Source organism: Ensifer sp. YR511, from assembly GCF_900103045.1.
In the GTDB taxonomy this organism is placed as follows: Bacteria; Pseudomonadota; Alphaproteobacteria; order Rhizobiales; family Rhizobiaceae; genus Ensifer; species Ensifer adhaerens.
In genome coordinates, this window is sequence record NZ_FNGR01000036.1 from 25,367 (window position 1) to 39,983 (window position 14,617).

Genomic DNA, 14,617 nt, shown 5'->3' on the forward strand with positions numbered 1-14,617 from the left:
TAGAACTCCTGATCAATTACAGCACACGCTCCACAGCGTCACGTCTTTGCCTCACGCAAATGCGTGGGTCGACCGCGTGTCAAAGCTCAGCCATGCGCGATCACCCCGCGTGAGTTGGGAAATCGCCTGGTGGCCGAACGGCAGCCGAACGGACAGGCTATCACCGCTGCTCGTTTGAGTGGCCACCTCGATATTGTTGCCAAGGAAGGTGATATCGTTGATCGTGACCGAGAGGCCCTTATCAACTGGCACGTGCGAAAGGGAGAGGCGCTCCGGCCGTAAAAGAAGAGAGGCCTTTTTGCCGGCCGGCTTTCCGCCATGCATTGGAACGCCATCGACAACCGTGCCTCCTGGAAGCGCGAGCCTGGCTTCCCCACCTTCACTCGCAAGGATTTCCGTCTCGATGAAATTGCTGTCTCCGATAAAGCCCGCGACGAAGTGCGTGGCTGGATTGGCATAGAGTTCCTGGCCGGTACCGATCTGATCGATTTCGCCCTGGCTGAAGACAGCAATGCGATCGGACAGACGCAGCGCCTCCTCCTGATCGTGGGTGACATAGAGAATGGTGACGCCGGTTTCCTGGTGGATGCGCCGGATTTCGAACTGGATCTCCTCGCGTAGTTTCTTGTCGAGGGCCGACAGCGGCTCGTCCATCAACAACACCGGCGGATTGTAGACAAGGGCGCGCGCCAGCGCGACACGCTGCTGCTGGCCTCCCGACATCAGCGCGGGTTTCCGGTCCTCGAAACCATCGAGCCTCACCAGCTTGAGTGCGGCCTTCACACGCTCTGCAATCTCTGCCTGCGGCCTACGGCGGATGCGCAACGGAAAGGCCACGTTCTCGCCGACGGACAGGTGCGGAAAGAGCGTATAGCGCTGGAACACCATGCCGATGTTGCGCTGGTGGGACGGCGTCGACAAAAGGCTCTTGCCGCTCAGCAGGATGTCGCCCTCGGTCGGGTCCTGGAAACCGGCGAGAATGTAAAGGGTCGTCGACTTGCCGGACCCCGACGGGCCAAGGAAGGTCATGAACTCGCCCTTGGCAATGTTCATAGTGACGTCCTTGACGGCCGTGAACGAGCCGAACTTCTTGCGAATACCGCGGATGCTGAGGAAGGGTTCAGTCATGACTTTTGTCCCTTGCGAAAGAGTGACGCGAGCACCATCAGCACGATGGTGAATGCGATAAGAAGGGTGGAGGCTGCCGCAATAACCGGCGTCAAATCCTGTCTGAGCGTTGCCCAGATTTTGACCGGGAGCGTCTGCAAGGTCGGGCTTGCCATGAAGATCGCCAGCACCACCTCGTCCCAGGAGGCGAGGAACGAGAACACTGCCGCGGCGAAGATGCCATGACTGACGGCCGGAACGGTGACCCTCACGCGCGCCTCCCAAGGGTTCGCACCACAGAGAACCGCAGCGTCCTCGATCGATTTGTCGAAGCTCTCGAGCGCGTTGCCGATTGAAATGATCGAAAATGGCAGTGCGATCAGCAGGTGGGCAATGATGAAAGCAAGCGTCGTTCCGGCGAGCCCGAGCTTCAGGAACAAGGCGTAAAGCGCCACCGCCAAGACAACCACTGGCAAGATCATCGGCGTCAGGAACAGCGCACGCAACGCTTCGCGACCGACAAACGTACCTCTGTTGAGGCCGAGTGCCGCCAGGAACCCGATGACGACCGACAACACAGTCACGATTGCCGCGATCTTCAGACTGGTCAGCGCGGAGTAGAGCCAACGCGGGTCCGCGAACAATTCCTGATACCATCTGAACGTCCAGGATGGCGGCGGAAAGATCAGCCATTGCGACGAGCCGAATGACAGCGCGGCAATAAAGACGATTGGGAGAACCAGGAAGAGGCAGACCAGAACCGTGAGGCCGATCAAGAAGGTCCGAAGCCCGCCGAGTTTTTCGAAATCGAGCAGCATGATCACCTCGCCCTATTAGGATTGAAGTACTTGAGCTGCACCGCGTAGAGCACCAGCGTCACGACGAGAAGCACAAGTGCCGCGGCTCCACCCATTCCCCAATTGACAAGCGATTGCACGAACTGCGCCACGAGTTCGGCGAGCATCATGTTGGACGTGCCACCGAGCAGCGCCGGAGTGACGAAGTAGCCAAGCGACATGACGAAGACCATGAGCGCACCGGAGGCGATACCAGGCAGGGAAAGGGGCAAGAGTACGCGCAGGAAACACTGCAACCGGGTGGCACCACAAAGGGCTGCCGCGCGCAAAGTTGCGGGATCGATCGAGCGGATGACGCCCATCAGCGGCAGGATGACGAAGGGCAGCATGATGTAGGTCATGCCAATCGTCACGCCGACGAGATTGTTGACGAGCGGAAGCGGCGCGTCGATGAGACCAAGTCCAATTAGCGTCTTGTTGATGAGACCCGTGCGTTGCAACAGCACCATCCACGCATAGGTACGCGCAAGCAGATTGGTCCACATCGACAGGATGATGATCGCCAGCACGAGCCGTGCCCAACGCTCCGGCATGATCGCGAGCAACCAGGCGACCGGATACCCCACGACAATGGAGATCACTGTGACGACGCCCGCGACAATGAAGGTGTTGAGGAAAACCTTCAGGTAAGTGGTCGATCCCAAAAGGGTCGCGTAGTTCTGCAGTCCCGGCTCAGGCTCCAATACGCTTCGCAGCAGGAGCATCAGCACCGGGAGGATGAAGAAGATCGCGACGAGCAGCAGCGCAGGGACAAGATAGCCGAAGCCGCTGCCCTTCGTTCCGCTGTTTACTGGGCTGGCAGTCGCCGAAATAGCCATAGTCGATCATCCGTTGGTTAATGGCGGACCGGCTTCAGGGCCGGTCCGTAGGCGTCTTGGGAGACCGCTTTTATTTCGCCTGCCACGCGTACCAACGCGTGCCAATTTCGTCGCGATGCTCCGCCCAGTAGTTCATGTCGGCATTCACCTGGGTCTCGGCCTGCATGTCCGGCAGGCTGTTGCGCTGATCGGGCTTCATGAGCGCAGCCGACTTCACGTTGATTGGCGCATAGCCGGTTTCAGTGGCAAACTGCGCCTGGGCTGCATCGCTGGTGGCGGCAGCAATGAACTTCATTGCCGCTTCCTTGTTCTTCGTGCCCTTGGGAACGACGAGTGCGTCAGCCGCCGTGATATTATTGATCCACGAAGTCTCAACCGTGACCCCGGTTGCAGCCAGAGCAGTCAGGCGACCGTTCCAGAAGGAGCCGAACGGTGCTTCTGCCGAGGCCAACAACTGCTGGGATTGCGCGCCGCTATCCCACCAGATGATGTCTGCCTTGATCGTGTCGAGCTTCTTGAACGCACGATCGAGGTCGAGTGGATAGAGCTTGTCGGCCGGGACACCGTCGGCAAGGAGTGCCGCCTCGATCACACCGGGAGCGGACCACTTGTAGAAGGTGCGCTTGCCCGGAAACTTCTGTGTGTCAAACAGATCCGCCCAGCTCTTGGGGCAGTCTTCGACCGCATCCTTGTTGCAGCCAATCACAAAAGAGTAATAAAAGCTGCCGACCGAATAATCGGTAACAAAGCGGGGATCGAGGTTCGTCTTGTCGATGACCGAGAAGTCGAGCTTCTCGAGAAGGCCGGCCTTGCCAGCCTGGACTGCATAATCGCCCTCCACATCGACCACGTCCCAGTTGACGTTGCCCGCCTCCACCATGGCCTTGAGCTTGCCGTAGTCGGTCGGGCCGTCCTGGGTCACATTAATGCTGGTTTTTTTGGCGAATTCGTCGGCCCAATGCGCTTTCTGCGCATCCTGCGTCGTGCCACCCCAACTCGTGAAGACCATGTCTTCGGCCGCGGCACTTCCGGCAAAGCCGAGCGCTACCGACAAAAGCGCGCCTGTAAACTTGTATTTCATGTTCTCATCCTCCCAGTTGAGTGTTCCAATAGTCAGGCCGGCGCCGTGCCGCCAAGCGGCGAGAAGGGAGCCGGCGTCATGATCTTGTTGTCCGCGGTGACGATCAGGTCGCGGATCTTCGGCAGAAAAGCCTGCCAATCAGGGTCGGCAGCAAGGCGAGCGCGCCGTGCCTGCCTGTCGTCGAGGCTTTCGAAGCCCCAGATGTGCACGATCTCGTTGATCGGGCCGATCTCCGAGGAGAAGTAGCCAACGAGGTTGCCGAGGTGGCGCTTTTGAATGGTGATCCCCGTCTCGCCCACGACCTTGAGGTATTCGGGGACGCCACCGTTCTTCAGCCGGTATGAGCGGATTTCGTAGTACATGGGCTCACCGCATCACGAAGGGATCGGGGAATGGCTCGTCCGAGGTTCGGAGCCAGACCGTCTTCGTCTTTGTATAGTCGAGCGCCGCCGCGAGCCCGCCTTCACGTCCGTGGCCGGACTGGCCATAGCCGCCGAACGGCGCAATCGGTGAAACGGCTCGATAGGTGTTGACCCAGACGATGCCGGCTCGGATTCGCTTGCTCATCCGGTGTGCGCGGGTGAGGTTCTGGGTAAAGACCCCGGAGGCCAGACCATAGGGAGTTTCATTGGCGAGCCGCACCGCTTCGTCCTCGCTGGAGAACGACATCACTGACAGGACAGGGCCGAACAGTTCGGTTTCCACGGATGGCGAATTGACGCCGTCGCAGTCGAGGATTGTCGGCAGGTAGAAGAAGCCTGGCCCATCCCCTGCCCGACCACCGGTAACCGTCTTCGCGCCAGCGTCGACAGAGGCAGCGACGATTTTCTCGATGTGCTCGCGCTGGCGGCGCGTGCAGAGCGGGCCAACCTCGGTCGCCATGTCGAGGGGCGTGCCAATTCGGATTGCTTCGGCCTTCACCTTCAGCATGGCGACGAAGCGATCCTTGATCGACGCCTCGACGATCAGGCGCGACCCCGCGACACAGCTCTGGCCGGTGGCAGCAAAAATGCCCGCGATCTGGGCGTTGGCGGCACTTTCGAGATCTGCATCGGCAAAGACGATGAAGGGCGACTTGCCGCCGAGTTCCAGCGACGTGCTCGCAAGGTTTTCTGCAGAATTGCGCACTACCTGCGCCGCGGTGGATGGCCCCCCCGTGAAGGCGATATGCGAAACACCAGAATGCCGGGTGAGTGCGCTGCCGCAGAACGGGCCAAAGCCCGTGACGACGTTGACGACGCCGTTGGGGAAGCCTGCCTCATGCACAAGGCGGGCAAACTCCAGCATCGGTGCTGGACCATCCTCGGATGCCTTGACGACGAGTGTGCAGCCGGCAGCCAGCGCCGGACCGATCTTGACGGCAGCCAGAAAAAGTTGACTGTTCCACGGTACGATCGCAGCCACGACCCCGATCGGCTCACGCCTGGTCCAGACATCCATGTCCGCCTTGTCGATCGCGAGGGTGGCGCCCTCGACCTTGTCGGCGAGGCCCGCATAGTAGCGGTAGTATTCCGCGACATAGGCGATCTGCGCCGAGGTTTCGCGAATGATCTTGCCGGTGTCGCGGGTTTCAAGCTCTGCCAACCGAGGCGCGTTTGCCTGTACTAGGTCGGCAAGCCTGTAGAGCAGCTTGCCGCGGGCGCTTGCCGTCATCGCCGGCCAGGCGCCGTTCCAAAGCGCGCGTTCGGCCGCTTTGACGGCCCTGTCGACGTCGTCCTCTCGCGCTTCGGGCATCGAAGCCCATGCGTCGCCGGTGGCAGGGTCTATCGAGTTGAAACGGGCTTGTCCGTCCTCGAATTGCCCATCGATATATTGCTGGAAGCTCTGCATGGCGGCCTCACTTAAAAGCCGGCATCACGTCGGCGATGAAGCGTTCGAGCGACGCCTTCTTGCGCTGGAAGCTCATGCCTGTGTCGATCCAGAACGAGTATTCGTCGAAGCCGAGGTCTTCGTAGACCTTCAAACGCTGGATCACCTCGTCCGCCGTACCGATCGGCATATTCGCCCGCATCTTCGCGGGCGTCAGATTGGGGTTGGCGGCAAGCTCCTCATCACTCAGACGAGAGATTAGTCCCTGGTTGATAGGTCGTTCATTCTTGAACCAGGCGAAGAAGTAATTGTAGTAGGTGCTGACCTCCTTGGCCGCTTGGTCGATATCGGCCAGACCGCTGCCGACATAGGTGTGGAGGAGCAGCATGATCTTCGGCCGTGCCACCTCCGGCGACTTATCGCAGGCCGCATTAAAGCGTTCCATCAGGCTGGCGATCTCGGCCTCGCCGTTGGCGAGCGGCGTGCACTGGACGTTGCAGCCATTGGCGACGGCGAATTCGTGGCTGTTTGGATCGCGCGCTGCCACCCAGATCGGCGGATGCGGCTGTTGAGCCGGCTTCGGCGCGGACGTGGTCGAGGGAAACTTCCAGAACTCTCCATCATGCGTGTAGTCACCGGCCCAGATGCCCTTGACCGCCGGGATCAGTTCGCGCATGCGCTGGCCCGCACCCCAGGGATCAAGACCTGGCAACAGACGCTCGTACTCGAAGCTGTAGGCACCGCGGGCGATACCGAGGTCGAGGCGGCCGCCGGTGATGATGTCGGTCATCGCCGCTTCGCCGGCAAGCTTGATCGGATGCCAAAAGGGCGCAATCACAGTACCGGTACCAAGCCGGACGTTCTTCGTCCGCTGCGCGAGGTCGGCGATGTTGATGAAGGGGTTCGGGGCGATGGTAAAGTCCATGCCATGATGCTCGCCGGTCCAGATCGCGTGCATGCCGCCCTTATCGGCAATTTCGCAAAGCTCGATGAACTCCTCATAGAGTTCCTGATGGTTCTGGCTGGCGTCCAGGCGTTCCATATGAACAAAGAGCGAGAATTTCATCGATTTATCCTTTCGCGGCCACGGCATGGACGCGGCCCTTTTCCTGATTGCCGAAGTAGACTCCGAAGTTGCCGAGGGTGCTTTCGACGCCATAGCGTTTGACGATATCGCGCACAGCGGAATCCGAGATTTCGGTCAGCGGGGGAGCGTCTATCGGGAAGAACTGACCCGTTTGAGAAGCACCATCTCCGAGCTCGACCCGATAGACGACGTGCTGGCGGCCCGTTTTCGTATCTTCGTAGACGGAATAGAGCAGGCCCGTCTGGACCGTGAGCCCGCTCGTCTCTGCAAGGTGGCTCTCCAATCCTTCAAGGCCCTGGCTCTCGGCCTTCTCGACGAAGGGCAGCGTCCACCCTCCCTTGCCGTCTTCGACGAGCAAAACTTTGTCGCCTTGTAAGGCCACAGCGCCAAGCAGAAGAGCGCCGTCTGCCGAAGCGAGCAAGGTTTTTTCTGCAAGCGCAGGTGTAAAGTAGCCGCCGCGGGCGTAACCGAGGCCGGTCATGCCGCTATTTTCGAAGGCCTCGATGCGGCCGATCAATATCACATGGTCTCCGGCATCCACGACATCGTGTGATGCGCAGTCGAACCACGCCGCGACGTCTGCGAACACCGGCGCGCCATGGGGGCCTTTGCGCCATTCGACGGCGGCAAAGCGATCTTCAACGGGCCGGGCGAAGGTGTTCGATACCTCCTTTTGGCTTTCGGACAAGATGTTCACGCCGAAGCCTTTGGAACTGGTCAACGCCGCGCAATTCCGCGAGGTCTTCGCAAGACAAACAAGCAACAGTGGCGGATCGAGAGATACGCTTGTAAAGCTGTTTGCGGTAAAACCGATCGGCGCTCCCTCTTCGCTCCAGGACGTGACCACTGTCACCCCTGTCAAAAAGGCACCGAATGCATCCCGCAGCGATCGGGCGTCAAAAGTCATTTCTCCACCTCCCAATTCAACCAATTCATGAGTGCCTCGTTCACCTCCTCCGGTGCTGTGAGGTTCACCATGTGGCGATGGCCAGCAATCACCACCGCTTTGCCGTTGCGCGCGGCTGCGGCCATGTCCTTTGCCATGGCGGCAGTCGAGTTCAGATCGCCGGCGCCAGTCAGAAAAAGCGCCGGGCACGAGACATTCGGCCAGCAGTCAGAGTAGACGGAATCTCCGGTCGCAAAGGCGCGATAGGCCGCCGCGTAGCCGAAGGCATCGACTGCCTGCAGCAGCTCGCTAACGCAGCGATAGGCGTCGCCATCCCTTTCGTCCGCCGAAAACCATCTACTGAGCGGCGCATGACGATCAAAGGTGCCACTGAAGATCTCGTCCGCACGCGCTTCGACAGCTTTGCGGGCGGCGAGGCTGCGCTTGTAGACGCCGTTGAGTAACGCCACTCGACCAACCTTCTTGGGAAAGGTGACAACAGCACCTGTTGCGATCAACGCTCCCATCGAGTGCCCGGCGACATTGACGCGGCCGAGGTCCAATTCGTCAATGAAACTCCCAAACCACTCCACAAAGTTCGGCAAATCCGCGGACTTATCGAGTGGCGCAGACGAGCCATGGCCAGGCAGATCGACCGCAACCACCCGTGCGTGGCGCGCGAGAAAGTCGATCTGTGGCTGCCACGCCTCGATCCGCATCCCTACTCCGTGGATGAGGATGACGGTTTTGTCACCCTCGCCCTGATCAACATAGGCGACGCCCGAAGGGGTCTTAGACCGCTGCAGGGTTTTCAACATTGTGACCCAGCTCCTTCAGGTCCTGGTAGCGGTCGCCAATTCGGTGATGTGGCCGGCCACCGATGGATGCGCCAAGCGCCACAACAATCTCGTCGGCTGCCGGAGCATCGGGAATGGCGCACTGAATGGTCAGGTAGTGCGAGCGGCGCCCCTCATCGTTCTTGTCCATCAGAGGGATCGTGATTGGCGCATTGGCCGGGCCGCGCGTATTGCAGAAAGCGAGGTAGGATTTTGCGCCGACGGCGCTGCGGTAATGGTTGCCGAAACGTAGAGTATGGATCAGCGCTGAAGCGTGCTCGATCTCGCCATCAAGCCCGACCACCGCAGACTTGCCGTAGGCTTCGACCTTTTCCCCGGATCCGGCCGTATCGATAATCATCTTCGTCAGGAGTTCGCCAAGCACCGGCGCGACCTCATGTATTTCCGGTTTGAGGTCTTCGACAAAACCTCGTCCGGCCCAGGGATTCTTCACGACCGCAATGGCGGCGATCAACGTCAGCGGCCTCACCGTCTCTTTCCCCCCTTCGATGAACGTCTGTTCCACATGCAGAAGAGTTTTTCGAACCGTGGCGGACATTGGCGATCTCCAGTAGATTTGTCTTCTCGTATGTTGGTATACCGTAAGACCGCGTGTCAAGTCCTTGCGTTGAAGATTTTTTGCAGGTAGAGGGAGATATGACCAAAAACACTGACACACTGGCCGCCCTGCGGATCGAAACCCCTCCCGCAACCCTGCGAGAGATTGCGCTCGGGCGCATGCGGCGCGCGATCATCAGCGGCTTGTTCGAACCGGGCGAAAGGTTGGTAGAGAGAACGCTCTGCGACCAGCTCGGCGTCTCGCGCTCGGTCATCCGCGAGGTCATCCGCCACCTGGAAGCGGAGGGTCTTGTGGAGATGCTGGCAAAGCAGGGCCCGATCGTTGCCACGATCAGCTGGGATGACGCTCGGCAGATCTATGAGATCAGGGCAGCGCTCGAGGCGACCGCCGTCGCCGATTGCGCCCGTGCCGCGGATGCGGGCGTCAAGGGCAGACTACGTGTTGCGCTGAACGAGCTCGACCGTACGTCCAAGGAAAACTCGCCACCCGGTATCCTCGATGCGACGACCGAGTTTTATCGGATCATCTTTGAAACAGGTGGCCACAACATCGCTTGGGACATCGTCAGTCGATTGAACAGCCGTATTTCGCGCCTTCGCGTGATGACGCTTTCGACCACCAATCGGACAGTCTCGGGCCCGGCGCAGATCCGGGAGATTTTCGCTGCGATCGATAAGAACGATCCTGACCGTGCCGAAGCCGCTTGCCGGGCGCATGTCGGTGCGGCCGCCGATATTGCCAGGACCATTCTCGCGTGACGCAACCCCAGCCTGAACGTCCTATGGTAGCAGTGCCCACAGGATGTTCGCTAACGGCTTGATCGCCGCGGCAACGATCGGCGGCTTCGCATTCGTGGATGGAGAAACGCCGCGCTCGACAAGCTTGGAATTGATGCAACGTAGGCGTCCGTGTCGGTAGTTCGGGGGATCTCGCCCAGTGAAACCTACCCCATTACTTGCCAGGAAGGATTGCAGCCGATCACCATGCTGTCGAGTTCCCGATGGACGCAGTCGTGTTCATCCCAGCGGCCGCCTGGCTGGCCGAACGGTTTGGCCCGCGGGACGTTTTTCTTGCCGCTATCGCGCTGTTCACGCTCACCTCCGTTGCTTGCGGCTTCTCAGGATCACTCGGTGAATTGAAGGTAGCTCGACTCTTCCAGGGTGCGTCCGCCGCGCTGATGACTCCGGTTGGGCGTCAACGCGTGCTGCGCGAGTGCCGGCGATACTGCTGCAGTTCGCTAGCGCGTAAGTTCACGACATCCACGTTGTCGATAAGGAGCTCGCCCGTTGTCGGCTCAATCAATCGATTGATATGGCGGATGAGGGTGGACTTTCCGGAGCCAGAAAGCCCCATTATGACCTCAATGCGACCTGACGGAATCTCGATGTTGATATCGCGTCGACGATGTGACCGTAGCGATCATTAAGTTCTGCCTTCGACAGGCCCGATTGCACGGAAGCCTTGGGATCAGGGCCGAAAAGCGGATTTTGATTCCATCAAACGATCGTTAACCATGGGCCGCCTGCCGGTGCTGCTGAACCGAGGCCATGTACGCCAATCATCGACGCCACGACGACCATCGCCAAAGCCATCATGATCGTCTGGTTATTCCTGCCATTATCGTCGGAAGCGCGAGTGGTAACTGGACCTTGACGAGCTTTTGACGGCTCGATGCACCGAACGTGTCGGCAGCTTCGTGCCGCACTCAGCAGCATTGGCGGCAGGCGTGAGGTCAAAAAGCTCAGTTATCAGACATGTTGACGTTAGAAGTGTTCGCATAAATGTTCCCTCTTTTCGTGGCGCGTGATCAAGCGGGAGGTGCCACTGGTCGCCCACTCAGCGGGAGGCGGGAGATTTGCTCTCCCAAACTCACCGATTTCCTTTCGGCCGCCTGGCGGCCACGAGCGATTGCGGCCGCAAATCCGACCTTCTCCATAGCTTCATCGCTGCGGCTGTGGTGCCTTGAAAGTCGTGGGACGCGTCTAAAGGCCTGGAAGGTGAACCATTCTGTCGCTCGGACAGTCTGCCTGTTCCCACCAACAGAGACACAACTGCCGGTTGGTAGAATTCATCACTCAACTTGATCGACTTCTGGTGAAGCCACCCACGGTGTCCATGACCCGCGAACGTCCGCAGCTGCGTTGGGCATTGCACGAACGACACGGTTTGTTCCGTGGGGGTCGACAGTTGGCGGACGGTAATTCCCGCCAGTACGGAAATGACCAGTTTGGAACCCGCATCGATGAGAGACAAGCCCATTCAGCGGGACGAATTCGAGAGGATGATCACGTGCGAGCGATCGGCCAGCTCCTGATTATCGGTTGTCCAATGCACCCCTGGAATAGGTCCGAACGGAACGGTACGAAAGTGTCAATGCATCGCGAAGAACGAACCTCAAATCGAGCACGGATTTGGCAATAGCGGTTGCCAGCCAGCCACTTCCACCACCCACTCCGACCCGCAATGATCCGCTCATGTCCCGGCGCTCTCTTAGGTCGAGTAGTTGTGGCGCGCAAAGAAGCGGTCGAGCTCTCTTTGCTGCGGTGCTTGTCCAGTAAAAATCGTGACGTATTCGCGTATCCGGGCCATGCGGACGGCGAGATCCTCGCTCGTCTGCATCGAAATGTAGCCGATCTGCGCCATATAGGTCGTGCGAGCACGCACATCGGCAGTGATGTCTTCGCATCCAAACCGGATGAACATCTTTTCGAGCGCCCGAAGCCTCGCGTCGTCCGCGTTCTGGACCTCAGAGAGGATATCCTCGGACTGAAGCGCCCAGCTCCGGACCGCGAATTCGAACTGGGCGTCGAACAGTTTATTGTCCAACCAGCAGTCGATTACATTCAGCATCGCTTCAGCGATAGACTCAGCATAGGCCTCCGACTGCTTGACGATGTTTCCTGTGTTTAGGTCACGCCAGCGCCCAATCAGCGCCTCTAGCAGTGTCTCGCGATCTTTGAAGAACCAATAAAAGCTCGTGCGTGCCGTATTGAGCTTCTTCGCCATCGGTAGAATCTTCACTGAGTCCACACCAGATTCGATCAGGATCTCGTAGGCAGCCTCTAGCCACCCCTCCCTCGAACTGCGCGCTCCGTTGTCACCAGACAAGTGTTCCATGGGTCTCTCCTAGCAAACGGAGGTGCTAAAAACAATAAAAATGTACACAGTCGTCGTCAAAAGCGACTATCATGTTATGTAGGATGACTTTTGTGTCTTCTAACACGACTTCTGTGTTTTCTAAATTGACATTAGTGTACATTTACGATTACGGTCTGACGAATTTGTCTTAGTTGGAGCCAGGCCGATGTCGAATGACCCCCTACTGCAACCATATAAACTTAAGCATTTGGCCCTTCGAAACCGCATAATGATCACGTCGCATGAGCCGGCTTATGCCGTGGATGGCATGCCTAAGGAGCTCTACCGCGCATATCACGTTGAAAGGGCGAGGGCCGGCGTTGCACTGACAATGACCGCGGGATCGGCGGTCGTTTCGAAAGACAGCGTACCGGGCTTTAACAATATCCATGTCTACAAGGATGAAGTCGTCCGGTGGACCAGGGACTTGACGGATGCCATTCACGAGCATGGCGCGGCGGTGATGATCCAAATTACACATCTGGGTCGCCGCACACGATGGGACGCCGAGCATTGGTTGCCGATTGTCTCTCCCTCGCACGAGCAGGAGCCAGCCCATCGCGCATTTCCAAAAAAGATCGAAGACTGGGACATCGAGCGCATCATCAGCGACTATGCTGATGCAGCCGAGCGTATGCAGGCAGGAGGAATGGATGGTATCGAGGTTCAGGCTTCCGGCCATCTGCTCGATCAGTTCTGGTCACCACTCACCAACGAGCTAGATAGCCCATATGGCGGTTGTCTTGAGAACCGGCTGCGATTCACGTTTGACGTCTTGAAGGCCATTCGTAGACGAGTGGGCACTGAGTTTATCGTCGGGATTCGATACACCGGTGACGAACGGCTACCCGGGGGTTTGGACAAGAATGAGGGGATCGCGATCTCACACCGGCTTAAGGATAGCGGCCTCATCGACTTTCTGAATGTTGTGCGCGGCCACATCGACACCGATGCAGGATTGACCGACCTCATTCCTATTCAAGGCATGGCTAACTCGCCGCATCTTGATTTTGCGGGCGAGATTCGAGCCGCGACCAATTTTCCAACCTTTCACGCGGCTAAGATCCCTGACGTAGCAACAGCACGTTTCGCAATTGCCTCCGGCAAGGTTGATATGGTGGGCATGACGCGCGCGCATATTGCTGACCCACACATCGTCCGCAAGATTGTAGAGAAGCGAGAGGACGACATCCGTCCGTGTGTCGGTGCCAATTACTGCCTTGACCGCATTTATCAGGGCGGCGCCGCCTATTGCATTCATAATCCCGCTACAGGACGTGAAACAAGTCAGCCCCACACGATTGAGCGAGCGGCCACCCGCAAGAAAGTCGTCATTGTCGGTGCGGGGCCTGGCGGCCTTGAAGCCGCCCGCGTTTGTGCCGAGCGCGGTCATCATGTCGTGGTCTTCGAAGCGGCAAACCAACCGGGCGGCCAGCTTCGCCTGACGGCGCAAAATCCCAGACGACAGGAAATGATTAGCATTATCGACTGGCGCATGAGCCAGTGCGAGAAACTTGGCGTCGTGTTTCATTTCAACAACTGGGCGGAAGCAGACGTGGTTCTCGCGGAAAAGCCCGAGGTCGTGATTGTGGCGACGGGGGGATATCCACATACCGAAGTCCTGTCACAAGGGAACGATCTTGTCGCCTCTTCCTGGGATATCATTTCGGGCGACGTAAAGCCTGGGATGAACGTGCTGGTTTTCGATGACGCGGGAGACCATGCAGGTCTTCAGGCGGCAGAGATACTGGCGACAGCCGGCGCAAGGGTGGAAGTCATGACGCCGCACCGCTCGTTCGCGCCAGAAGTAATGAGCATGAACCTCGTGCCATACATGCGCTCGATGCAGAAACTGAACGTCGCTTTCACGGTTACCTACAGGCTGAGCAAAGTTGAGCGCGATGGCAATCAACTGGTGGCGTCCGTTGGCAGCGATTATGGAGACGTGCAGCAAACGAGAATTGTTGACCAGGTTGTTATAAACCACGGGACTAGGCCACTCGATGACCTTTACTTCGAACTGAAACCGTCGTCGAGCAATCACGGCGAAATTTCTCACGATGCATTGATCGACGGTCGACCGCAATCGATCGTGCGCAATCCCGAGGGCGCTTTCCAACTCTTTCGAATTGGCGATGCGGTCGCCGCAAGAAACACGCATGCGGCCATCTATGATGGTCTGCGTCTAGCCAAAGCAATCTGACGCCTTGGCGTCGAAAACATCATCAGATCAGGACGAATACAATGACCAAGCGAAGTGATAAGCTCGAAGCCTTTACGGCAGCCGCCCTGGCATTCGCCCTCGTCGCTCGCACAACATTCTGAAATTCCCGTCACCGCAACCGAGCACGTAGTCCCTCGCCTTGACTGGATTCGAACCGGTGATCGCTTTTGCTTCAGAGGCTGTCGGACCAGAAA

Annotated in this window: 13 protein-coding genes and 4 pseudogenes; 3 read left to right on the forward strand and 14 right to left on the reverse strand. The window is 58.6% G+C overall.

Going from position 1 to position 14,617, the window contains the following annotated elements:
* Window positions 1-51: 51 nt before the first annotated feature.
* The 10 genes from BLU15_RS33015 to BLU15_RS33060 form a co-directional block, all read right to left on the reverse strand.
* Window positions 52-1,128: an ABC transporter ATP-binding protein gene (locus BLU15_RS33015; RefSeq protein ID WP_090301217.1), complete on the reverse strand. Its 1,077-nt coding sequence runs from the start codon at window positions 1,126-1,128 to the stop codon at window positions 52-54.
* A complete protein-coding gene (locus BLU15_RS33020; protein WP_090301219.1) occupies window positions 1,125-1,925 on the reverse strand; it encodes an ABC transporter permease in 801 nt (266 codons plus the stop codon). The genes BLU15_RS33015 and BLU15_RS33020 overlap by 4 nt, the downstream gene beginning before the upstream one ends.
* Window positions 1,926-1,927: 2 nt before the next feature.
* Window positions 1,928-2,782, reverse strand: coding sequence for an ABC transporter permease (locus BLU15_RS33025; RefSeq protein ID WP_090301221.1), 855 nt, complete (start codon window positions 2,780-2,782; stop codon window positions 1,928-1,930).
* A 70-nt stretch (window positions 2,783-2,852) separates the two neighbouring features.
* A complete protein-coding gene (locus tag BLU15_RS33030; protein WP_090301223.1) occupies window positions 2,853-3,863 on the reverse strand; it encodes an ABC transporter substrate-binding protein in 1,011 nt (336 codons plus the stop codon).
* Between the two features lie 32 nt (window positions 3,864-3,895).
* Window positions 3,896-4,225, reverse strand: a complete 330-nt coding sequence (locus BLU15_RS33035) for an NIPSNAP family protein (protein WP_090301225.1) — start codon at window positions 4,223-4,225, stop codon at window positions 3,896-3,898.
* A 4-nt stretch (window positions 4,226-4,229) separates the two neighbouring features.
* Window positions 4,230-5,693: an aldehyde dehydrogenase gene (locus BLU15_RS33040; protein WP_090301227.1), complete on the reverse strand. Its 1,464-nt coding sequence runs from the start codon at window positions 5,691-5,693 to the stop codon at window positions 4,230-4,232.
* Between the two features lie 7 nt (window positions 5,694-5,700).
* Window positions 5,701-6,738, reverse strand: coding sequence for an LLM class flavin-dependent oxidoreductase (locus BLU15_RS33045; protein WP_090301229.1), 1,038 nt, complete (start codon window positions 6,736-6,738; stop codon window positions 5,701-5,703).
* 4 nt (window positions 6,739-6,742) lie between these two features.
* On the reverse strand, window positions 6,743-7,666 hold the full coding sequence (locus BLU15_RS33050; RefSeq protein WP_090301231.1) for a flavin reductase: 924 nt from the start codon (window positions 7,664-7,666) through the stop codon (window positions 6,743-6,745).
* Window positions 7,663-8,463: an alpha/beta fold hydrolase gene (locus BLU15_RS33055; RefSeq protein ID WP_090301233.1), complete on the reverse strand. Its 801-nt coding sequence runs from the start codon at window positions 8,461-8,463 to the stop codon at window positions 7,663-7,665. The genes BLU15_RS33050 and BLU15_RS33055 overlap by 4 nt, the downstream gene beginning before the upstream one ends.
* Window positions 8,438-9,040 carry an amino acid synthesis family protein gene (locus tag BLU15_RS33060; protein ID WP_090301235.1) on the reverse strand — a complete coding sequence of 201 codons (603 nt, stop codon included), beginning with the start codon at window positions 9,038-9,040 and terminating at the stop codon, window positions 8,438-8,440. Before BLU15_RS33060 ends, BLU15_RS33055 begins: the two co-directional genes overlap by 26 nt.
* 98 nt (window positions 9,041-9,138) lie before the next feature.
* On the opposite strand from BLU15_RS33060, the gene BLU15_RS33065 reads away from it, so the two are divergent.
* Together BLU15_RS33065 and BLU15_RS33070 are read left to right on the forward strand one after the other, a co-directional pair.
* Window positions 9,139-9,819 carry a GntR family transcriptional regulator gene (locus BLU15_RS33065; RefSeq protein ID WP_090301237.1) on the forward strand — a complete coding sequence of 227 codons (681 nt, stop codon included), beginning with the start codon at window positions 9,139-9,141 and terminating at the stop codon, window positions 9,817-9,819.
* Between the two features lie 254 nt (window positions 9,820-10,073).
* Window positions 10,074-10,275, forward strand: a pseudogene (locus tag BLU15_RS33070) (MFS transporter); the annotation flags it as partial.
* Here BLU15_RS33070 and BLU15_RS40785 read toward each other — a convergent pair.
* The 4 genes and pseudogenes from BLU15_RS40785 to BLU15_RS33090 form a co-directional block, all read right to left on the reverse strand.
* Window positions 10,274-10,542, reverse strand: a pseudogene (locus BLU15_RS40785) (ATP-binding cassette domain-containing protein); the annotation flags it as partial. The pseudogenes BLU15_RS33070 and BLU15_RS40785 overlap by 2 nt on opposite strands.
* A 57-nt stretch (window positions 10,543-10,599) precedes the next feature.
* Window positions 10,600-10,757 (reverse strand): annotated as a pseudogene (locus BLU15_RS33080) (ABC transporter permease subunit); the annotation flags it as partial.
* A gap of 111 nt (window positions 10,758-10,868) precedes the next feature.
* Window positions 10,869-11,537: pseudogene (locus BLU15_RS41045) on the reverse strand (pyrroline-5-carboxylate reductase family protein).
* 14 nt (window positions 11,538-11,551) lie between these two features.
* Entirely contained in the window at window positions 11,552-12,178 is a 627-nt protein-coding gene (locus tag BLU15_RS33090; protein WP_090301239.1) for a TetR/AcrR family transcriptional regulator, read from the reverse strand.
* Between the two features lie 187 nt (window positions 12,179-12,365).
* On the opposite strand from BLU15_RS33090, the gene BLU15_RS33095 reads away from it, so the two are divergent.
* Window positions 12,366-14,402 carry an NADH:flavin oxidoreductase gene (locus BLU15_RS33095; RefSeq protein ID WP_090301240.1) on the forward strand — a complete coding sequence of 679 codons (2,037 nt, stop codon included), beginning with the start codon at window positions 12,366-12,368 and terminating at the stop codon, window positions 14,400-14,402.
* The last annotated feature ends 215 nt before the right edge of the window (window positions 14,403-14,617 follow it).